Raw genomic sequence first — 21,068 nt, forward strand, 5'->3', positions numbered from 1 at the left:
GGTCCGGCTCAGGGCCTCCAGCTCGGGGTGGAGCGCGCCCGCGCCGTACGCCCCCCGGCGGTCGATGGCCGTACGGAGCTGGTTCCACACCTGGAGCGCGTCCACCGGCCAGTCCGAACCGCCCGTCAGCCGGGCCCCGGCCCGCTCCAGGCTGCGCGCCGGGTACATCCGGCGGTGCCGCTCCGGACCGATGTACGGGAGCAGCGCCTCCATCGTCCAGGTGTCGGCGGTGGCCCACTGGAGCTGCATGCAGGCCGCCACCCCGAGCATCGCGAACCGCCGCAGGTCGGCCGGGTCCACCAGCTGGAGGTGGGCGATCGTGTTGCGGAGGTCGAGCCTGCCGGTGACCCGGCGCGCGGCCTCGTACCCGTCCAGGGCGGTGCGCACCGCCCGGTCGCCCAGGCCGTGGGCGTGCATCTGCCAGCCGGCCGCGTTGAACGCGGCGGTCAGCCGCCCGTAGTCGGCGGCCGAGGTGTACAGCTCGCCCCGGTTCGCCGTGGGGCGGCCCTGGCCGTCGAGGTACGGATCCAGCAGTGCCGCCGTCTGCGCGGGGTACTCGATGACCCCGTCCAGGAACACCTTCACGGTGCCGAAGCGCAGCCCGGGCACACCGCGGAACTCCCGCTCCAGCCCCAGCGCGTAGGCCTTCGAGGCCGCCGGGTCCTTCGTCTGCTCCACGTCCAGCCGGATCGCCGGCACGATCCGCTGCGGGAGCCGCCCGGCCGCCGAGAGGGCCTGGTAGAGCTCCAGTTCGTGCCGTCCGACCAGGGCGTCCATCATCGTCGTCACCCCGGATGCCGCGGCCTGGGCCAGCACCTTGGCGCAGGCCTCGACCAGCTCGGCCCGGGTGGGCTCGGGGACGTGCCGCTTCACCAGGTCCTGCGCGTCGTCCTTCAGCACGCCCGTCGGCTGCCCGTCCGCGCCCTTGACGATCCTGCCGCCCGCAGGGTCGGGGGTGGCGGCCGTGATGCCCGCGATGTCCAGCGCCCGCCCGCTCGCCCAGAGGTTGTGCCCGTCGCCGCCGACCAGGACCACCGGACGGCGGGTCGGCAGCGCGTCCAGCAGCGCGTGGTGCGGGAGGGTGCCGGAGGGCAGCAGCCCGACCGGGTTCCAGTCCTCCACCACCAGCCAGGTGTCGGGCTCCGCCCCGGCGCCGCCGGTGTCCGCGAGGAATCCCGTGAGGATCTCCGTCAGCTCGTCGGCCGTGGTCTCGGCCCCTTCCAGCGAGGGCCGCAGCGACCGGTCGCCCGCGCCCAGCGGGTGGACGTGCCCGTCGTGGATCCCGCTCATCAGGGTGGCGCCGCGCCCGTCGACCACCTCGGTGTCCCGGCCCGCCAGCCGGCGTACCTCCGCGTCGGAGCCGGCGGCCAGGATCCGGCCGTCGCGGCCGACCGCCACGGCCGTCACCGGCGCGCCGCCGGACGTGCCCGTGAACACCCGCGCGCCGTGCACCACCAGGGCGGCCGGTCCGCGCGCCGGGGCCGCCGAGGCGCTGCCGGCCGCGGGGCCCAGCAGGCCCGCCGCGCCGGCGGCCCCGGCCGCCGCGAGGAGCCCGCGCCGGGAAACAGAAGACGTCATGACCACTCCAAACCGTTGGCTGTGGCCAGGACACTGGGTGATTAACCCCTTAACCAGAACCCGCCCGCCGCGACGGATTCCGCATACCCCGCCGGGCGCGGTATCCGTACGATGGCCCGCGTGCCGCCCGGACCGACCCTCGCCGACATCGCCCGCGCCGCGGAGGTGTCCACCGCCACGGTCTCGCACGCCCTCAACGGCACCGGCCGGCTCGCCGAGGGCACCCGGCGCCGGGTCCGCGAGATCGCCACCGGCCTGGGGTACGGCGCCCCGCGCGCACCCCGCACCCGCACCCTGGGCCTGGCCGTCACCACCTTCGCCGGGGCGCCCTGGAACTTCGTGGCCGTCGCCTACTTCTCCCGCTGGCTGACCGCCGCCACCTCCGCCGCCCACGCCCGCGGCTACGCCCTGACCACCCTGCCCGCCGACCGGGGCGCCGCAGCCGCCTGGCACCACCTCGCGGTGGACGGGATGCTGCTGCTCGACAGCCCGTACGACGACCCGGTGCTGCGCGCCCTGCGGGCCCGGGGCATCCCGCTGGTCTTCGACGGGCGCCCCGCCGACCCCCGTCCGGGCGACGTCTGGGTGGACAACGACCACACCGCGACCACCCACGAGGTGCTCGACCACCTCGCCGACGCCGGGGCGCGCCGCATCGCGCTGCACACCGGCTTCGGCGACGAGCACTACACCCGGGCCGTCACCGAGGCGTACGGCCGCTGGTGCGCACGCCGCGGCCGCACCCCGCTGCCGATCCGGTTCGACCCGCACGACGGGCCCGGCCACGCCTTCGACGGGGCCTTCGCCGGGGGCGCGGCCGACGCCGTCTACTCCCTCTACGACCCCGGCGGCCGCCAGGCGCTGGCCGCCGCGGCCCGGCACGGCCTGTCGGTGCCGGGCGACCTGCTGCTGGTCTGCGCGAGCGAGGACCCGGCGTACACGGACTGCCTGCCGCCGGTCACCACGGTCACCCTCCACCCGGAGGCGCTCGCCGAGGCGGCGGTGGCGGCCCTGGTGGCCCTGCTGGAGGGCGGCGCCCCCCTCGCCCCGGACGGGCTCACGGTCCCCGCGACCCTGCTCCACCGGACCTCCTCCGTCCGTTGAGCGCGTCGTGACCAGATGTGCGGCAGCAGTGGACGGCGGGTGAGGGGCGGTACGACGTGCCGAGACGGACACGGAGGCGTGCTGACCCGAGGCGCGGCCATGTACTAGAGTTATCTCGACATCGAGATATCTGCCGAAGGCGCACCGCAGCCGCCCCCGTGGGTAAGGGTTACCTAACTTAGCCTTACCTTAGCGGATTGGCCACAGGGCGTGGCGGCAGGATGCGGTCATACGCGCGAAATCATGCATGAAGGAGACTGTCGTGTCGGCGAACAGCTTCGACGCCCGCAGCACGCTGCAGGTGGGCGACGAGTCGTACGAGATCTTCCGGCTGGACAAGGTCGAGGGCGCCGCGCGCCTTCCCTACAGCCTGAAGGTCCTGCTGGAGAACCTGCTCCGTACCGAGGACGGCGCGAACATCACCGCCGACCACATCCGGGCGCTCGGCGGCTGGGACTCCCAGGCGCAGCCCAGCCAGGAGATCCAGTTCACGCCGGCCCGCGTGATCATGCAGGACTTCACCGGCGTCCCCTGCGTCGTGGACCTCGCCACCATGCGTGAGGCCGTCAAGGAGCTCGGCGGCGACCCGTCCAAGGTCAACCCGCTCTCCCCGGCCGAGCTGGTCATCGACCACTCGGTCATCGCCGACAAGTTCGGCACCAAGGACGCGTTCTCCCAGAACGTGGAGCTGGAGTACGGCCGCAACAAGGAGCGCTACCAGTTCCTGCGCTGGGGCCAGACCGCCTTCGACGACTTCAAGGTCGTCCCCCCGGGCACCGGCATCGTCCACCAGGTCAACATCGAGCACCTGGCCCGCACGGTCATGGTCCGTAACGGCCAGGCCTACCCGGACACCCTCGTCGGCACCGACTCGCACACCACCATGGTCAACGGCCTCGGTGTGCTCGGCTGGGGCGTCGGCGGCATCGAGGCCGAGGCCGCCATGCTCGGCCAGCCGGTCTCCATGCTGATCCCGCGCGTCGTCGGCTTCAAGCTGACCGGCGAGCTGCCGACCGGCACCACCGCCACCGACCTGGTGCTCACCATCACCGAGATGCTGCGCAAGCACGGCGTCGTCGGCAAGTTCGTCGAGTTCTACGGTGAGGGCGTCGCCGCCACCTCCCTCGCGAACCGCGCCACCATCGGCAACATGTCGCCGGAGTTCGGCTCCACCGCCGCGATCTTCCCGATCGACGACGAGACCCTGAAGTACCTGCGCCTGACGGGCCGCGACGCCCAGCAGGTCGCGCTGGTCGAGGCGTACGCCAAGGAGCAGGGCCTCTGGCTGGACCCGAAGGCCGAGCCCGACTTCTCCGAGAAGCTCGAGCTGGACCTCTCCACGGTCGTCCCGTCCATCGCCGGCCCGAAGCGCCCGCAGGACCGCATCGTCCTGGCCAACGCCGCGCAGCAGTTCGCCGTGGACGTCCTGAACTACGTCGACGACGCCGACGAGGCGGGCAAGGAGTCCTTCCCGGCCTCCGACGCCCCGGCCGCCACCAACGGCGTCCCGACCCGTCCGACCCAGGTCACCCTGGCCGACGGCACCTCCTTCGAGATCGACCACGGCGCCGTCACCGTCGCCGCGATCACCTCCTGCACCAACACCTCGAACCCCTACGTCATGGTCGCCGCGGCGCTCGTGGCCAAGAAGGCGGTCGAGAAGGGCCTGACCCGCAAGCCGTGGGTCAAGACCACCCTGGCCCCGGGCTCGAAGGTCGTCACCGACTACTTCGACAAGGCCGGCCTGACCCCGTACCTCGACAAGATGGGCTTCAACCTCGTCGGGTACGGCTGCACCACCTGCATCGGCAACTCCGGTCCGCTGGACGAGGAGATCTCGAAGGCGATCAACGAGCACGACCTCGCGGTCACCTCGGTCCTCTCGGGCAACCGCAACTTCGAGGGCCGCATCAACCCCGACGTCAAGATGAACTACCTGGCGTCCCCGCCGCTGGTCGTCGCGTACGCCATCGCGGGCTCGATGAAGGTGGACATCACCTCCGAGGCCATCGGCACGGACACCGAGGGCAACCCGGTCTTCCTCAAGGACATCTGGCCCTCCGAGGCCGAGGTCAACGACGTCGTGGCCAACGCCATCGGCGAGGACATGTTCTCGAAGTCCTACGAGGACGTCTTCGCGGGCGACGCCCAGTGGCAGGCGCTGCCGATCCCGACCGGCAACACCTTCGAGTGGGACGCCGAGTCCACCTACGTCCGCAAGCCCCCCTACTTCGAGGGCATGACGATGGAGACCACCCCGGTCTCCGACATCGCCGGCGCCCGCGTGCTGGCGAAGCTGGGCGACTCGGTCACCACCGACCACATCTCCCCGGCGGGTGCGATCAAGGCCGACACCCCGGCCGGCAAGTACCTCACGGAGCACGGCGTCGAGCGCCGCGACTTCAACTCGTACGGTTCCCGCCGCGGCAACCACGAGGTCATGATCCGCGGTACCTTCGCCAACATCCGCCTGCGCAACCAGATCGCGCCGGGCACCGAGGGCGGCTTCACCCGCGACTTCACCGTCGAGGGCGCGCCGGTCGCGTTCATCTACGACGCCTCGCAGAACTACCAGGCCGCCGGCATCCCGCTGGTCATCCTGGCGGGCAAGGAGTACGGCTCGGGCTCGTCCCGCGACTGGGCCGCCAAGGGCACCGCGCTGCTCGGCGTCAAGGCCGTCATCGCCGAGTCCTACGAGCGCATCCACCGCTCCAACCTGATCGGCATGGGCGTCCTCCCGCTCCAGTTCCCCGAGGGCGCCACCGCGGCCTCCCTGGGCCTCACCGGCGAGGAGACCTTCTCCTTCACCGGTGTGGAGCAGCTGAACGAGGGCACCACCCCGCGCACGGTCAAGGTCACCACCGACACCGGTGTCTCCTTCGACGCGGTCGTCCGCATCGACACGCCGGGCGAGGCCGACTACTACCGCAACGGCGGCATCATGCAGTACGTCCTCCGCAACCTCATCCGCGGCTAAGGGCGCGCCAGGCGGAGTGATCCGCCGCTTGTCGGCACCATAGGGCCGTACCCCCGTCAAAGGGGGTGCGGCCCTTCCGCTTTTCGGGGCGGAGGAATCAGATGACGGACAGGTCTCAACTCGGAAAAGCCGGGAACGATCCTTGTGCACGATCTTGCTCAGCAAAGCGGGAGTGGACTATACCTGTGCCCCAATCCTGACGAAGGCGAGGACTTGAGCATGGGATCCACCGGTGAGGGCCTCGGCCGCCGTGATCTGATCAAGCGCTCCGCAGCGCTCGGACTGATCGCCGTGCCGACGATGAGCTTCCTGTCCGCCTGCGCCTCCGGCGGTGGGGACACCTCCACGAAGGGGCCCGACAAGGGGCTCGTGTCCAAGGAGAACCCGTTCGGAGTCGCCAAGGGCGGCAAGCTCGACGTGGTCGTCTTCAAGGGCGGGTTCGGCGACGACTACGCGAAGGCCTGGGAGGCCGCCTTCGACAAGAAGTGGGGCACCACCAGCTCCCACCTGGGCACCCAGGAGATCGCCGCCAAGCTCCAGCCCCGCTTCAACGGGGGCAACCCGCCGGACGTCATCGACGACTCCGGCGCCCAGCAGATCAAGGTCGACGTCCTCGCCAAGGCCGGCCAGCTCGCCGACCTCACCGCGGTGCTCGACGCCCCCTCGCTCGACGACCCGGGCAAGAAGGTACGCGACACCCTGATCGCGGGCACCGTCGAACAGGGCACCCAGGGCGGCAGGTTCGTCTCCCTCAACTACGTCTACACCGTCTTCGGCCTCTGGTACTCCGGCAAGCTCTTCCAGGAGAAGGGCTGGACCGAGCCCAAGACCTGGGACGAGTTCCTGGGGATCTGCGCCAAGGCCAAGGAGGCCGGCATCGGCGGCCTGGCCCACCAGGGGAAGTACCCCTACTACATCAATGTCGTGATCATGGACCTGATCGCCAAGAAGGGCGGTCTGGAGGCCATGAAGGCCATCGACAACCTCGCCCCGAACGCCTTCGAGGGCAACCCGGCCGCCCTGGCCGCCGTCGAGGCCGTCTACGAGGTGGTCGAGAAGGGCTACCTGATGCCCGGCACCAACGGCCTCACCCACACGGAGTCGCAGACCGCCTGGAACCAGTACAAGGCCGCCTTCATCCCCTCCGGCTCCTGGCTGGAGAACGAGCAGCTCAAGCAGACCCCGCCGGACTTCGACATGAAGTTCCTGCCGGTCCCGGTCCTCGCCGACAGCAAGCTCCCCTTCACCGCCATCCGGGCGGGCGCGAACGAGCCCTTCATCGTCCCCGAGAAGGCCGCCAACAAGGCAGCCGGCCTGGAGTTCCTGCGCTCCATGCTCTCCCGCGAATGGTCGACCGTCTTCGCCCAGCAGGCCAACTCGCTCACCGTCGTCAAGGACGGGGTGGACCCGGGCGTCAAGCTCCGCCCGGGCACCCAGTCGGCCGTGGCCGCCGTCAAGGCCGCCGGGGCGGACACCTTCAACTACCTCTACCCCGACTGGTACAGCGAAATGGACACCGAGATCCAGAACGCGTCCAATGAGCTGATGGCCCAGCGCATCCAGCCGAAGGAGTGGATCAAGCGGGCCCAGGCCGCGGTGGACAAGGCCGCCAAGGACCCCAACGCCAAGAACAACCACCGCAACTGACCCCACGTCCACCGGCGGCGTCACCAGGGACGGACACCATGAGCCAAGTAGCCCGGAGCAGGGGACGGACCGGCTTCATCGCCGGCTTCCTCGTCCTGCCGCTCGCGCTGTATCTGACCTTCGTCATCTGGCCGTACGTTCAGACGTTCGGTTACTCCTTCACCAACTGGTCGGGCCAGTCGCCGACGTTCGACTTCGTCGGCCTGGAGAACTACTCGGCCCTGATGGAGGACGAGGTCTTCCGCGGCGCCCTGTGGCACAACCTGCTGCTCCTGGTGTTCGTCCCCGTCATCACCATCCTGCTGGCCCTCTTCTTCGCCTTCATGGTGAACGCGGGAGGGCGCAGCGGGGCCGGCGGGGTGCGCGGGGTCCGCGGTTCGGCCTTCTACAAGATCGTCTACTTCTTCCCGCAGGTCCTCTCCCTCGCCATCCTCGCGGTCCTGTTCGGAGCCGTGTACCGCAGCGACGCGGGCGGCCTGCTGAACGGGTTCCTCGCCAAGGCGGGCCTGGTCGACCCGGCCCACCCCGTCGAATGGCTCAACCAGCCCGACCTGGTCCTGTGGTGCCTGCTGCTCGTGGTGGTCTGGCACGGGGTCGGCTTCTACCTGGTCCTCTTCTCGGCGGCCATGCAGTCCGTTCCCAAGGACATCTACGAAGCCGCCCTGCTCGACGGCGCCGGCCGCGCCCAGACCTTCCTGAGGGTCACGCTGCCCCTGCTGTGGGACTCCGTGCAGACCTCGGCGGTCTACCTGGGCATCGCCGCCATGGACATGTTCGTGCTGGTGTCCACCATGACCTCCGGCCAGTTCGGCGGCGGCCCGGACCACCACAGCGAGGTCATGGCGACCGTGCTGATGCGCAACTTCCTCTACTTCGGCAAGAGCGGCTACGCGTGCGCCATGGGCGTCGTGATGCTCGTCCTGACCATGATCCTCTCCGTCGTCACGCTGCGCGCCACCCGCCGCGAGCGCATCGAGTTCTGAGCGGGAGACCCGATGACCACAGTTGTCAAGGCACCCGGCGAGTCCGCCGCCGAACGCTCCCGGGGAGGCGGCCGCCCCGACGGCGGCGGCAGGGCCCGCTCCGACGGCACGGCGCTCAACGTCTTCTCCCACGGCTTCCTCGCCGTCTGGGCGGTGCTGATCGTCCTGCCCCTGGTCTGGCTGGCGCTCGGATCCTTCAAGACCGACTCCCAGATCGGCGCCTCCGCCCTGAGCTGGCCCACCAACTGGCACTTCGACGCCTTCGGCCGGGCCTGGGACAAGGGGATCGGCGGCTACTTCGGCCACACCCTCGTCGTACTGGCCTTCTCCGTCCCGCTGACCATGCTGCTCGGCTCGATGGCCGCGTACGTGCTGGCCCGCTACCCCTTCCGGGGGAACCGGGTCATCTACTACTTCTTCGTCAGCGGGGCCATGTTCCCGGTGTTCCTGGCGCTCGTGCCGCTGTTCTTCATGGTCAAGCGCCTGGACATGCTGAACACGTACCAGGGCCTGATCCTGGTCTACGTCGCCTACTCGATGCCCTTCACCGTCTTCTTCATGCACTCCTTCTTCCGCACCCTGCCGACGGCGGTGCACGAGGCGGCGGTGATCGACGGGGCGTCCGACACCCGGATCTTCTTCCAGGTGATGCTGCCGATGGCCAGGCCCGGCCTGATCAGCGTGGGGATATTCAACGTCCTGGGCCAGTGGAACCAGTACATCCTGCCCTCCGTGCTGATGCAGCCCCAGAGCGGATCCGACCCCGAGCGCTACATGCTCACCCAGGGCCTGATCCAGCTCCAGTACCAGATGGGCTACGAGACGGACCTGCCGGTGCTCTTCGCCGGCGTGACCATCGCGATGATCCCGATGCTGGTGGTCTACCTGTCCTTCCAGCGCCAGATCCAGGCGGGACTGACCTCGGCCACCCTCAAGTAGGCCGGCCTCCTCACAGCCAGGTGCCGAACCGGCGGACGTACCAGGTCTTCACCAGCTGGGTCAGCGTGCAGTACGCGAGGAGCACGCCGGCCAGCCAGGGGAAGTAGTCCGCCGGCAGGGCGGTGAAGCCCAGCGCGGGGGCCAGTGGCGAGAACGGCAGCCAGAGCCCGGTCAGCACCGCCAGGACGGTCGCCGCCATCACCGGCCACGAGGCGCGGGACCGGAGGAAGGGGATCTTGCGGGTCCGGATCATGTGGACGATGAGGGTCTGCGAGAGCAGGCCCTCGACGAACCAGCCGGTCTGGAAGAGCGCGGCCTCGCCGACGGTGTCCGCGGCGAACACGTTCCACATGATCACGAACATGGCGATGTCGAAGACCGAGCTGATGGGGCCGATCGTCACCATGAAGCGGAAGATGCCCTTGGCGTCCCAGTTCCGGGGCTCCCGCAGGTACTCCTCGTCCATCCGGTCCCAGGGCGTGGCCAGCTGGGCGATGTCGTAGACCAGGTTCTGGACCAGCAGCATGATCGCGAGCATCGGCTGGAAGGGGATGAAGGCGCTCGCCACCAGCACCGAGAAGACGTTGCCGAAGTTCGAGGAGGCCGTCATCTTGATGTACTTGATCGTGTTGCCGAAGGTGGTGCGGCCCTGCACCACGCCCTGCTCCAGGACGGTCAGGTCCTTCTCCAGCAGGATGATGTCCGCCGACTCCTTGGCGATGTCGACGGCGGTGTCGACCGAGATGCCGACGTCGGCGTCGCGCAGCGCGGCGGCGTCGTTGATGCCGTCCCCGAGGAAGCCGACCGTGCGGCCGTCCGCCTGCAGGGCCCGGACGATCCGGGCCTTCTGGACCGGGTTGACCTTGGCGAAGACCGTCGTACGGGCGGCCAGCGCGCGCAGGCCGGCGTCGTCGAGGGCGTCCACCTCGCAGCCCTGGACCACGTGGCCCACCGCGATGCCGACGTCGGCGCACACCCGGGCCGCGACCAGCTCGTTGTCGCCGGTGACCACCTTGACCGCGATGCCCTTGTCGGCCAGGCCCTGCAGGGCCCGGGCGGCGGAGGCCTTCGGCGGGTCGAGGAAGGCGAGGAAGCCGACCAGGGTCAGCCGCTCCTCGTCCGCGACGGTGTAGGTGTCGCGCGGGGCGTCGATCCGGCGGGTGGCCACGGCCAGGACCCGCAGGCCCCGGCGGTTGTTGTCCTCGGCGGTCGCCCTGACGCGCCGGCGCAGCTCCTCGGTGAGCTCCACCCGCTCGCCCCGGTCGGTCATGTGGCCGCAGAGGTCCAGGACCTCCTCGACCGCGCCCTTGGTGATCATCACGTGCTCGGAGGGGCCGGGGCCGTCCACCAGCGCGTTGCGGTTCAGGACCACGGACATCCGCCGTCGGGCGAAGTCGAAGGGGATCTCGTCGACCATCGTGAACCGTGCGTCGACGACAACCTCCTCGGCCTCGTTCACACGGTCGATGACCGCCTGGTCCAGCAGGTTGCGCAGGCCGGTCTGGAAGTGCGCGTTGAGGTAGCCGTACTCCAGGACCTCGCCGTCCTCGTCGCCGTGCACGTCCAGGTAGCGGTCCAGGACGATCCGGTCCTCGGTCAGCGTGCCGGTCTTGTCCGTGCAGAGCACGTCCATGGCACCCAGGTTCTGGATGGCGTTGAGCCGCTTGACGACGACCTTGCGCCTGGACATGGCCACCGCGCCGCGCGCCAGGTTGGCGGAGACGACCATCGGCAGCATCTCGGGGGTCAGGCCGACCGCGACGGCGACACCGAAGAGGAAAGCCTCGTTCCAGTCGCCCTTGGTCAGGCCGTTCACCATGAAGACGACCGGGACCATGACCAGCATGAAGCGGATCAGCAGGAAGCTGACCCTGCGCACGCCGTTGTCGAAGTTGGTCTGCGGGCGCTCGCCGACGAGGGTGCCGGCCATGGAGCCGAAGTAGGTGTCGGAGCCGGTCGCGACGACCACGCCGGTGGCGGTGCCGGAGGTGACCGAGGTGCCCATCAGGCAGAGGTTGTCGGCCTCCACGGGGTCGCCGCTCCCGTGCCGGCCGAGGTCCTCGGAGCCGGGGTGGGTGTCGGCCTTGGCCACCGGCAACGACTCGCCGGACAGCGCCGCCTGGCTGACCATCAGGTCCTTGGAGGTGATCAGCCGCAGGTCGGCCGGGATCAGGTCGCCGGCGGCCAGCCGGACGAGGTCGCCCGGGACCACCTGGTCCATGGGAACTTCGAGGGTGGTCGCCACCGAGCCGCCGCCGGCCCGCCGCTGCACCGCGCAGGTGGTGGTGACGAGCCGCTTCAGGGTGTCGGCGGCGCGGCCGGAGCGGTACTCCTGCCAGAACCGCAGCAGGCCGCTGAGCGCCACCATCACGGAGAGGATGAGGACGCCGGGGTCCTTCGGGTCCTGCCAGAACATGACGGCGGCCAGGAAGACCAGGACGCCGATGAAGGGGTTGCAGAACGCCTTCGCGAGCTGCACCGGCCACATCGGGGCGCGCTCCCGGGCGACGGTGTTGGGGCCGTGCAGCCCCAGGCGGCGCACCGCCTCGCCGTGGGTGAGGCCGCCCCGGGAGGTGTCGGCCTCCTGGAGGACCTGCACCACCGGGCGGGCGCCGATCGCGGCGAGGCGCTCGCCGACGAGGCGGGTGGCGGCCTCCAGCTCGGCGGCCTTGCGCTCGCGGCGGGTCCGGCCCGGCGGTGCGAGCTTCGCCGGGGAACGGGGGGTGAGCATGGTCATGACGAATACCTCCCTCCACCGCGTCCGGGCAGCGCGGAGCCGCGCGGTCACGTGGAGTGGTCATGGTGCGGCGCGGGGTGGCGGGAGCCGCCACGGGGTGCGCCGTGGGCATGGATGACGTATGCCTGACAGGAGAGTCAGGGCATGCGGAAGGAAGGGGAGAAGGGTTCCCCGGGGAAACGGTCAGCCGACATGGGCGCGGCGAAGACTTCGATCGGGACTCATCCCGAACACCTCCTCGCGTCGCGCCGTCAGTACGCGGCGCCGGGTCCGGCCGGAAGGCCGCAGAGGACGGGGCGCCTCAGCGACCGTAACACGATCGCGGAGGGCGGTGTTCACCCTTTTGGCCTGCGGTGTCCTTTTCCGGATGTCTCAGGGCCTTGACGTCTCAGGGGCCAAAGGCTCGACTTAAGGTTCACAAGTTGGAGAGAAGCCGGGGTCTCGGAACACCACCGCGACGACCGGCCGGGGGGCGACGGATGGCCGTCGCTTATGGGCAGGAGTGGATGGGTCGTGCAGACTCCCGGATCGCAGTCCTCGCTGCATCGCGCGAATCTCGAACGGGTCGTGCGGGCGGTGCGCCTCGCGGGTTCGCTGACGCAGGCGGAGATCGCCCGCACCACCGGACTGTCGGCGGCCACGGTCTCCAACATCGTCCGCGAGCTCAAGGAGGGCGGGACCGTCGAGGTCACCGACACCTCGGCGGGCGGCCGGCGGGCGCGCAGCGTCTCGCTCAGCGGGGACGCGGGCATCGTGATCGGCGTGGACTTCGGCCACACCCACCTGCGGGTGGCCGTCGGCAACCTGGCCCACCAGGTGCTGGCCGAGGAGTCCGAGCCGCTGGACGTGGACGCCTCCTGGGTGGACGGCTTCGACCGCGCGGAGGCGCTGGTCGGACGGCTGGTCCGGCAGGTCGGCGTGGCCCGGGACAAGGTCATCGGCGTCGGGCTCGGCGTCCCGGGCCCCATCGACGTGGAGTCCGGCACCCTCGGGTCGACCGCGATCCTGCCGGGCTGGGCGGGGATCAACCCGCGCCAGGAGCTCTCGCAGCGCCTCGGCGTGCCCGTCTACGTGGACAACGACGCGAATCTCGGCGCCCTGGGCGAGCTGGTGTGGGGCAGCGGGCGCGGGGTCAGGGACCTGGCGTACATCAAGGTCGCGAGCGGCGTGGGCGCGGGCCTCGTGATCAACGGGCAGATCTACCGGGGCCCCGGCGGCACCGCCGGGGAGATCGGGCACATCACCCTGGACGAGTCGGGTCCGGTCTGCCGCTGCGGCAACCGCGGCTGCCTGGAGACCTTCGCCGCGGCCCGCTACGTGCTGCCCCTGCTCCAGGGCAGTCACGGGCCGGAACTGACGATGGAGCGGGTGGTCGAGCTGGCCCGCGAGGGCGACCCCGGCTGCCGCCGGGTCATCGCCGACGTGGGGCGGCACGTCGGCAGCGGCGCGGCCAGCCTGTGCAACCTCCTGAACCCGAGCCGGATCGTGCTGGGCGGCTCGCTGGCCGAGGCCGGCGAGCTGGTCCTGGCGCCGATCCGCGAATCCGTGGGGCGGTACGCCATCCCCAGCGCGGCCCGGCAGCTGTCGGTCCTGACGGGCTCGCTGGGCAGCCGTGCGGAGGTACTCGGCGCGCTCGCGCTCGTACTCAGCGAGATGGGCGATTCGACGCTTTTGGCGGAAAATGGGAGTGGGATGCGTACTCCCGCCGTCGTGTCTTCATTTAGATAACGGATGACTCCGTTGTCATCTCGTTAAGGATTCACTCCTTGACGGCAAACTCGCGGCCGGGGTTGACTCACATCCACCTCGGCCGCGGTGTTGCGGCCTCGTCAGGGAGGTTCACTTCATGAACACGCGTATGCGTAGAGCCGCTGTTGCCGTAGCCGCCGGCGCCATGGCCGTCTCGCTGGCCGCCTGTGGCAGCGCCAAGGAAGCGGGGGGCGAGAAGCCCTCGGGTCCCGTAGCCGCCGGTGACGCGATCAAGGTCGGGCTGCTCCTGCCGGAGAACCAGACCGCGCGCTACGAGAAGTTCGACAAGCCGCTGATCGAGAAGAAGATCTCCGATCTCACCAACGGCAAGGCCCAGGTCGTCTACGCCAACGCCAAGCAGGACGCGACCACGCAGAACTCCCAGGTCGACACGATGATCACCAACAAGGTGAACGTCCTGATCATCGACGCCGTGGACGCCAAGGCCATCGCGGGCTCGGTCAAGAAGGCCAAGGACGCCGGCATCCCGGTCGTCGCCTACGACCGCCTGGCGGAGGGCCCGATCGACGGCTACACCTCCTTCGACAACGAAGAGGTCGGCAAGGTCCAGGGCAAGGCCCTGCTGGAGGCCCTGGGCGACAAGGCCAAGGACGGCCAGATCGTCATGATGAACGGCTCCGTCACCGACCCGAACGCCGCGCTGTTCAAGAAGGGCGCGCACTCCGTCCTCGACGGCAAGGTGAACATCGGCAAGGAGTACGACACCAAGGAGTGGAAGCCGGAGAACGCCAACACCAACATGGCGGGCGCCCTCTCCGCGCTCGGCAAGGACAAGGTGGTCGGCGTCTACTCCGCCAACGACGGCATGGCCGGCGGCATCATCACCGCCCTCAAGGCGGCCGGTCTCAGCCCCCTGCCCCCCGTCACCGGCCAGGACGCCGAACTCGCGGGCGTCCAGCGGATCGTCGCGGGCGAGCAGTTCATGAGCGTCTACAAGCCGTACGCCCCCGAGGCCTCGGCCGCCGCCGAGATGGCCGTCGCGCTCGCCCAGGGCAAGAAGGCCGACGACATCATCAACAACAAGGTCGACAGCCCGACCACCAAGGGCGTCCCCTCCGTGCTGATCCCGGTCGTCTCGCTGACCAAGAGCAACATCAAGGACACCGTGGTCAAGGACGGCGTCTACACGGTCGACGAGATCTGCACCGACAAGTACGCGGCCGCCTGCGCCGCCGTCGGCCTCAAGTAAGGCCCTGCGCCGCCTCCCGCCGCGGAGAGCCGGCCCCCCTGCCCTGCCCGGCGCCCCGCTCCTCATGCCCCCGCCACCCGCGGGGCGCTGGGCAGAAACGTTTCACCTTTCGCTTGTCGTATCCCATCCGCCCCGCTCCTGCTCTTTTGCACGACATCCCCGCCGGTCAGGCGGCGAAGGAGATGGTTCATGTGTCCGCTGCGCCCGTGCTGGCGTTGCGAGGGGTCTCGAAGCGGTTCGGCGCCGTCCAGGCCCTGACCGACGTAGAACTCGAGATCCACTCCGGTGAGGTGGTCGCCCTGGTCGGCGACAACGGCGCCGGCAAGTCCACGCTGGTCAAGACGATCGCCGGCGTGCACCCCATCGATGACGGAGTCATCGAGTGGGAGGGCCGTCCGGTCTCCATCGGCAAGCCCCACGACGCCCAGAACCTCGGCATCGCGACCGTCTACCAGGACCTCGCGCTGTGCGACAACATCGACGTCGTCGGCAACCTCTTCCTGGGCCGCGAGCTCAAGCGCTACGGCGTGCTCGACGAGGTGGAGATGGAGCGCCGCGCCCGCGAGCTCCTGACCACCCTGTCCATCCGGATCCCCAGTGTCCGGATCCCCATCGCCTCCCTCTCCGGCGGTCAGCGCCAGACGGTGGCGATCGCCCGCTCGATGCTGGGCGAGCCCAAGCTCGTCATCCTCGACGAGCCCACCGCGGCCCTCGGCGTCGAGCAGACCGCCCAGGTCCTCGACCTGGTCGAGCGGCTGCGCGAGCGCGGCCACGCCGTCATCCTCATCAGCCACAACATGGCCGATGTGAAGGCCGTCGCCGACAAGGTGGCGGTGCTCCGGCTGGGCCGCAACAACGGTGTCTTCAACGTCGCCGACACCTCGCAGGAAGAGATCATCTCCGCCATCACCGGGGCCACGGACAACGCCGTGACCCGCCGGGCGGCCCGCACCGGGGAGGCCCGCAAGTGAGCACCGAACACCACACCCACGCGGAAGAGGTGGCCCGGCTGGCCAACCCCGCCGCGCCGGCGGACGCCATCCCGGTGGTGGACCCCCGCCTCCTGGTGCGCGAGCAGGGCCTGTCCGGCTACCTCAGCGAGTTCGGCCGCAAGATGAAGGCGGGCGACCTGGGCTCGATCCCGGTCGTCCTCGGCCTGATCATCATCTGGGGCATCTTCCAGAGCCTGAACTCGAACTTCCTCTCCCCGGAGAACCTCTCCAACATCGCGATCACGATGGTCGCCACCGGCATGATCGCCGTCGGCATCATCTTCGTGCTGCTGCTCGGCGAGATCGACCTCTCGGTCGGCTCGGTCAGCGGTGTCTCGGGCGCCATCGTCGCCGTCCTCGCCGTGACCCACGGGGTCAACGAATGGCTCGCGATCCTCGCCGCCGTCGCCGGCGGCGCCCTCATCGGCGCGATCCACGGCTTCTTCTTCGCCAAGATCGGCGCCCCCGCCTTCGCCGTCACCCTCTCGGGCCTGCTGTTCTGGTCCGGCGCCATGCTCCAGATCCTCGGCAGCAACGGCACCATCAACCTCGACCCCGACGGCGTGGTCGGGCAGCTGACGACGTACTACTTCTCGGACGTGGCCGCCGGCTACGGCCTCGCGGCGCTCGCCACGGCGGTGTACTTCCTCGCCACCTTCCTCGACAACCGCCGCCGGGCGGCCGCCGGGGTCCCCTCGCGCCCGCTCTCCGAGATCCTGCTGCGCACCGGCCTGCTGGCCGTGTTCACCTTCGGTCCCGCGGTCGTCTTCAACCAGTACAAGGGCCTGCCGCTCGCGGTCGTGCTCTTCGTGGTGGCCCTGGTCGGCACGGACTTCCTCCTGCGCCGCACCACCTTCGGCCGCAACGTCTTCGCCCTCGGCGGCAGCGTCGAGGCCTCCCGCCGCGCGGGCATCAACGTCAACGCCATCCGCATCGCGGTCTTCTCCATCTCCGGCACCTTCGCCGCCGTCGGCGGGCTCTTCTGGGCCTCCAAGATCGCGGCGGCCAACCAGAGCGCCGGCGCCGGCGACCTGCTGATGAACGTGATCGCGGCGGCCGTCATCGGCGGCACCAGCCTCTTCGGCGGCCGCGGCCGGACCTGGAACGCCCTCCTCGGCGTCATGGTCATCACCTCCATCCAGTACGGTCTGGCCCTGGAGGGGATCGCGACTCCGATCCAGTACATGATCACCGGTGCCGTACTGCTGGCCACCGTGGTCATCGACTCGGTCACCCGCAAGACCCAGAAGACCGCCGGACGCGCCTGACCGCGCGCCCGGGGCCTCGCCCCCGACGGTAAGACCCGTCACAGTGCCCGGTGCCACTCCGCGTGGCGCCGGGCACCTGTGCGTACGTATGTACGTATGAGTGTGCGGTTATACGTCCGTTTGGGAGGTGTGATTCCGCCGTGAGGTGTACAGGTATGACCATGGGCGTACCCCTCCCGGCACCGCCCGATGAATCCGCTCGCGAGCGGAACATTAGACTCGACAGACCAGCCAGCAACTGCAAGGAGGCACGGGTGCTGCTGACCCGCATCAAGGGACCGCGCGATCTGGACCGGCTCAGCCAGGAGGAGCTCACCCAGCTCGCCGCCGAGATCAGGTCCTTCCTGGTCGATGCCGTCTCCAAGACCGGCGGGCACCTCGGCCCCAACCTCGGCGTGGTCGAACTGACGATCGCCCTGCACCGGGTCTTCGAATCGCCGAAGGACAAGGTCCTCTTCGACACCGGGCACCAGGCCTACGTCCACAAGCTGCTCACCGGCCGCCAGGACTTCGCGGGCCTGCGCTCCAAGGGCGGCCTGTCCGGCTACCCCTCGCGCGCCGAGTCCGACCACGACGTCATCGAGAACTCGCACGCCTCGACGGTCCTCGGCTGGGCCGACGGCCTCGCCAAGGCCAACGAGGTCCTCGGCCGCGAGGACCACCACGTCGCCGCCGTCATCGGCGACGGCGCCCTCACCGGCGGCATGGCCTGGGAGGCGCTCAACAACATCGCCGCCGCCAAGGACCGCCCGCTCGTCATCGTCGTCAACGACAACGAGCGCTCGTACGGCCCCACCATCGGCGGCCTCGCGAACCACCTCGCCACCCTGCGCACCACGGACGGCTACGAGCGCTTCCTGGCCCGCGGCAAGGAGATCCTGGAGCGCACCCCCGTCGTCGGGAAGCCGCTCTTCGAGACCCTGCACGGCGCCAAGAAGGGCCTCAAGGACTTCATCGCCCCGCAGGGCATGTTCGAGGACCTCGGCCTGAAGTACATCGGCCCCATCGACGGCCACGACATCGAGGCCCTGGAGTCCGCCCTCCAGCGCGCCAAGCGCTTCAGCGGCCCGGTCATCGTGCACTGCCTGACCCAGAAGGGGCGCGGCTACACGCACGCCGAGCAGGACGAGGCCGACCGCTTCCACGGCATCGGCCCGATCCACCCCGACACCGGCCTGCCGGTCAAGGCCGCCGCCGCCAGCTGGACCTCCGTCTTCGCCGACGAGATGGTCAAGCTCGGCCACGAGCGCGAGGACATCGTCGGCATCACCGCGGCGATGCTCCACCCGGTCGGCCTGAAGAAGTTCGCGGACACCTTCCCGGACCGCATCTACGACGTCGGCATCGCCGAGCAGCACGCGGCCACCTCGGCCGCCGGCCTGGCCACCGGCGGCGTCCACCCGGTCTTCGCGGTCTACGCGACCTTCCTCAACCGCGCCTTCGACCAGGTCCTCATGGACGTCGCCCTGCACAAGTGCGGGGTCACCTTCGTCCTGGACCGCGCCGGTGTCACCGGCGACGACGGCGCCTCCCACAACGGCATGTGGGACATGTCCATCCTCCAGGTCGTCCCCGGCCTGCGGCTCGCCGCCCCGCGCGACGCCGAGCAGCTGCGCGCCCAGCTCCGCGAGGCCGTCGAGGTCAAGGACGCCCCCACCGTGGTGCGCTACTCCAAGGGCGTCGTCGGCCCGGCCGTCCCGGCCGTCGGCAAGGTCGGCGGCATGGACGTGCTGCGCCTGCCGGCCCCCGAGGTCACCCGTCCGGACGTGCTGCTCGTCTCGGTCGGCGCCCTGGCCCCGATGTGCCTGGAAATCGCCGACCTGCTCGACAAGCAGGGCATCTCCTCCACCGTCGTCGACCCCCGCTGGGTCAAGCCGGTGGACGAGGCCATGGCCCCGCTCGCCGAACGGCACCGGGTCGTCGTCACCGTCGAGGACAACGGCCGCACCGGCGGTGTCGGCGCCGCCGTCGCGCAGGCCCTGCGGGACGCGGGCGTGGACGTGCCGCTGCGCGACTTCGGCATCCCGCAGCGCTTCCTCGACCACGCGCTGCGCAAGGAGATCATGGCCGAGATCGGCCTGACCGCCCCGGACATCGCACGCCAGGTCACCGGCCTCGTCGCGAAGCTGGACGGCCGTTTCGAGAGCGAGCCGGCCGCCGCCGTCGACTAGCCGTACCGCGGCGGGCGCCGCGGTCGCGCGGTTGCAGCACACGGGCCGGGAGATCACCCTTGAAGGGTGGGCCTCCCGGCCCGTTCGCGTACTTCTTGGGAGGTGCGTCGGTGAGCTCGGACCTCAACAGCCCGTTCCGAACCAAGACGGTGGAACAGTCCATCCGGGACACGGAGGAGCCGGAGCACGCGCTCCGCAAATCGCTCTCCGCCTGGGACCTGACCGTCTTCGGCGTCGGTGTCATCATCGGTACCGGCATCTTCGTCCTGACGGGCATCGCCGCCCGCAACAACGCCGGGCCCGCCACCGCCCTCTCCTTCGTGGTATCGGGCGTCGTCTGTGCCCTCGCGGCCCTCTGCTACGCCGAGTTCGCGTCCACCGTCCCGGTGGCCGGGTCGGCGTACACCTTCGCGTACGCCTCGATCGGAGAGCTGCCCGCCTGGATCATCGGCTGGGACCTCGTCCTGGAGTTCGCCCTGGGCACCGCCGTCGTGGCCGTCGGCTGGTCCGGGTACGTGCGCCACCTCATGCACACGAACCTCGGCTGGGACATGCCCGTGGCCCTGTCCGGGCCGGACGCGGGGGGCCATTTCGACCTGCTGGCGTTCCTGCTGGTCCTGGTGCTGACCGCGATCCTCGTCATCGGGACGAAGCTGTCGGCCCGGATCACCGCGGTCGTCGTCGCCATCAAGGTCTTCGTGGTGCTGATGGTCATCGTCGCGGGCGCGTTCTTCATCAAGGCGGACAACTACTCGCCGTTCATCCCGCCCGCCAAGCCGCAGACCGGCGGAAGCGGCTGGACGGCGCCGCTGGTCCAGCTGATCTTCGGCTTCCAGCCCACCAACTTCGGCGTCATGGGCATCTTCACCGCGGCCTCCCTCGTCTTCTTCGCCTTCATCGGCTTCGACGTCGTGGCCACCGCGGCCGAGGAGACCAAGAACCCGCAACGGGACATGCCGCGCGGCATCCTCGGCTCGCTGCTCATCTGCACGCTCCTCTACGTGGCCGTCACCATCGTGGTCACCGGCATGCAGTACTACGCGGACATGTCGCCGACCGCGCCGCTCGCCGAAGCCTTCAAGTCCGTGAACCAGCCCTTCTTCTCCGGCGCCATCAGCCTCGGGGCGGCCATCGGCCTGATCACGGTGAGCATGATCCTGCTCCTCGGCCAGACCCGGGTGTTCTTCGCGATGAGCCGTGACGGACTGCTGCCGCGGGTCTTCTCCGTCACCCACCCCAAGTACCGCACGCCCTACCGGGCCACCCTGCTCCTCGGCGGGATCATCGCGGTCATCGCCGGGTTCACCAGCCTGGAGAAGCTGGCGGAGCTGGTCAACATCGGCACCCTGTTCGCCTTCGTCGTGGTGGCGCTCGGAGTGATCATCCTGCGCAGGACCCGCCCCGACCTGCACCGGGCCTTCCGCACCCCCTGGGTACCGGTGATCCCGATCCTGTCCATCGCGGCCTCGCTCTGGCTGATGCTCAACCTGCCGGCCGAGACCTGGGCCCGCTTCGCCATCTGGATGGTGATCGGCTTCGTCGTCTACTTCCTGTACGGCCGCAGCCACAGCCGGCTGGCGAAGCTCGGCAAGGACGCGGAGTACTAGGGCCTGTGTGCTGTCGTGATCAGTCGACGGGCTTCAGGAGGTCGTCGATCCAGATCATTGCGGCGCGGAGATGGAGGCCGGCGAGGTAGCTGTCCGGCGTTTTGTC

At 70.0% G+C, this 21,068-nt stretch carries 13 protein-coding genes; 11 read left to right on the forward strand and 2 right to left on the reverse strand.

Features of this window, described 5'->3' with window-relative positions:
- The coding region (locus tag AB0469_RS39965) for an amidohydrolase (RefSeq protein WP_366456522.1) at positions 1-1,578 on the reverse strand (1,578 nt) is incomplete at its 3' end.
- 111 nt (positions 1,579-1,689) lie between these two features.
- On the opposite strand from AB0469_RS39965, the gene AB0469_RS39970 reads away from it, so the two are divergent.
- The 5 genes from AB0469_RS39970 (at position 1,690) to AB0469_RS39990 (ending at position 9,228) form a co-directional block, all read left to right on the forward strand.
- The gene (locus AB0469_RS39970) at positions 1,690-2,682 is read left to right on the forward strand and encodes a LacI family DNA-binding transcriptional regulator (protein WP_366456523.1); all 993 of its coding nucleotides are present in this window, start codon (positions 1,690-1,692) and stop codon (positions 2,680-2,682) included.
- Positions 2,683-2,944: 262 nt separating this feature from the next.
- Positions 2,945-5,659 carry an aconitate hydratase AcnA gene (gene acnA / locus AB0469_RS39975; RefSeq protein WP_366456524.1) on the forward strand — a complete coding sequence of 905 codons (2,715 nt, stop codon included), beginning with the start codon at positions 2,945-2,947 and terminating at the stop codon, positions 5,657-5,659.
- 219 nt (positions 5,660-5,878) lie between these two features.
- Entirely contained in the window at positions 5,879-7,306 is a 1,428-nt protein-coding gene (gene ngcE, locus AB0469_RS39980) for an N-acetylglucosamine/diacetylchitobiose ABC transporter substrate-binding protein (protein WP_366456525.1), read from the forward strand.
- Between the two features lie 38 nt (positions 7,307-7,344).
- Entirely contained in the window at positions 7,345-8,289 is a 945-nt protein-coding gene (locus AB0469_RS39985) for a sugar ABC transporter permease (RefSeq protein ID WP_366456526.1), read from the forward strand.
- 12 nt (positions 8,290-8,301) lie between these two features.
- Positions 8,302-9,228 carry a carbohydrate ABC transporter permease gene (locus AB0469_RS39990; protein ID WP_366456527.1) on the forward strand — a complete coding sequence of 309 codons (927 nt, stop codon included), beginning with the start codon at positions 8,302-8,304 and terminating at the stop codon, positions 9,226-9,228.
- A gap of 10 nt (positions 9,229-9,238) precedes the next feature.
- Here the strand turns inward: AB0469_RS39990 and mgtA are convergent, their stop codons facing one another.
- Positions 9,239-11,965, reverse strand: a complete 2,727-nt coding sequence (gene mgtA, locus AB0469_RS39995; protein WP_366456528.1) for a magnesium-translocating P-type ATPase — start codon at positions 11,963-11,965, stop codon at positions 9,239-9,241.
- A gap of 513 nt (positions 11,966-12,478) precedes the next feature.
- On the opposite strand from mgtA, the gene AB0469_RS40000 reads away from it, so the two are divergent.
- The 6 genes from AB0469_RS40000 (at position 12,479) to AB0469_RS40025 (ending at position 20,962) form a co-directional block, all read left to right on the forward strand.
- The gene (locus AB0469_RS40000; RefSeq protein WP_366456529.1) at positions 12,479-13,693 is read left to right on the forward strand and encodes an ROK family transcriptional regulator; all 1,215 of its coding nucleotides are present in this window, start codon (positions 12,479-12,481) and stop codon (positions 13,691-13,693) included.
- 130 nt (positions 13,694-13,823) lie between these two features.
- Complete coding sequence (locus tag AB0469_RS40005; protein ID WP_366456530.1) at positions 13,824-14,924, forward strand: substrate-binding domain-containing protein; 1,101 nt, start codon at positions 13,824-13,826, stop codon at positions 14,922-14,924.
- Between the two features lie 182 nt (positions 14,925-15,106).
- Entirely contained in the window at positions 15,107-15,895 is a 789-nt protein-coding gene (locus AB0469_RS40010; protein WP_042818391.1) for an ATP-binding cassette domain-containing protein, read from the forward strand.
- 29 nt (positions 15,896-15,924) lie between these two features.
- The gene (locus AB0469_RS40015) at positions 15,925-17,184 is read left to right on the forward strand and encodes a sugar ABC transporter permease (protein WP_366456533.1); all 1,260 of its coding nucleotides are present in this window, start codon (positions 15,925-15,927) and stop codon (positions 17,182-17,184) included.
- Between the two features lie 254 nt (positions 17,185-17,438).
- Positions 17,439-19,355 carry a 1-deoxy-D-xylulose-5-phosphate synthase gene (dxs, locus tag AB0469_RS40020; protein WP_366456531.1) on the forward strand — a complete coding sequence of 639 codons (1,917 nt, stop codon included), beginning with the start codon at positions 17,439-17,441 and terminating at the stop codon, positions 19,353-19,355.
- Positions 19,356-19,465: 110 nt separating this feature from the next.
- The gene (locus AB0469_RS40025) at positions 19,466-20,962 is read left to right on the forward strand and encodes an amino acid permease (RefSeq protein WP_366456532.1); all 1,497 of its coding nucleotides are present in this window, start codon (positions 19,466-19,468) and stop codon (positions 20,960-20,962) included.
- The last annotated feature ends 106 nt before the right edge of the window (positions 20,963-21,068 follow it).

Origin of the sequence: Streptomyces sp. NPDC093801 (assembly GCF_040701585.1) — a bacterium.
Taxonomy (GTDB): domain Bacteria; phylum Actinomycetota; class Actinomycetes; order Streptomycetales; family Streptomycetaceae; genus Streptomyces.

Coding starts and splice junctions, on each gene's coding strand:
- AB0469_RS39970 (WP_366456523.1), top strand. CDS start 1,690: ATGGCCCGCGTGCCGCCCGGACCGACCCTCGCCGACATCGCCCGCGCC.
- ngcE (WP_366456525.1), top strand. CDS start 5,879: ATGGGATCCACCGGTGAGGGCCTCGGCCGCCGTGATCTGATCAAGCGC.
- AB0469_RS39985 (WP_366456526.1), top strand. CDS start 7,345: ATGAGCCAAGTAGCCCGGAGCAGGGGACGGACCGGCTTCATCGCCGGC.
- AB0469_RS39990 (WP_366456527.1), top strand. CDS start 8,302: ATGACCACAGTTGTCAAGGCACCCGGCGAGTCCGCCGCCGAACGCTCC.
- mgtA (WP_366456528.1), bottom strand. CDS start 11,965: ATGACCATGCTCACCCCCCGTTCCCCGGCGAAGCTCGCACCGCCGGGC.
- AB0469_RS40005 (WP_366456530.1), top strand. CDS start 13,824: ATGCGTAGAGCCGCTGTTGCCGTAGCCGCCGGCGCCATGGCCGTCTCG.
- AB0469_RS40010 (WP_042818391.1), top strand. CDS start 15,107: ATGGTTCATGTGTCCGCTGCGCCCGTGCTGGCGTTGCGAGGGGTCTCG.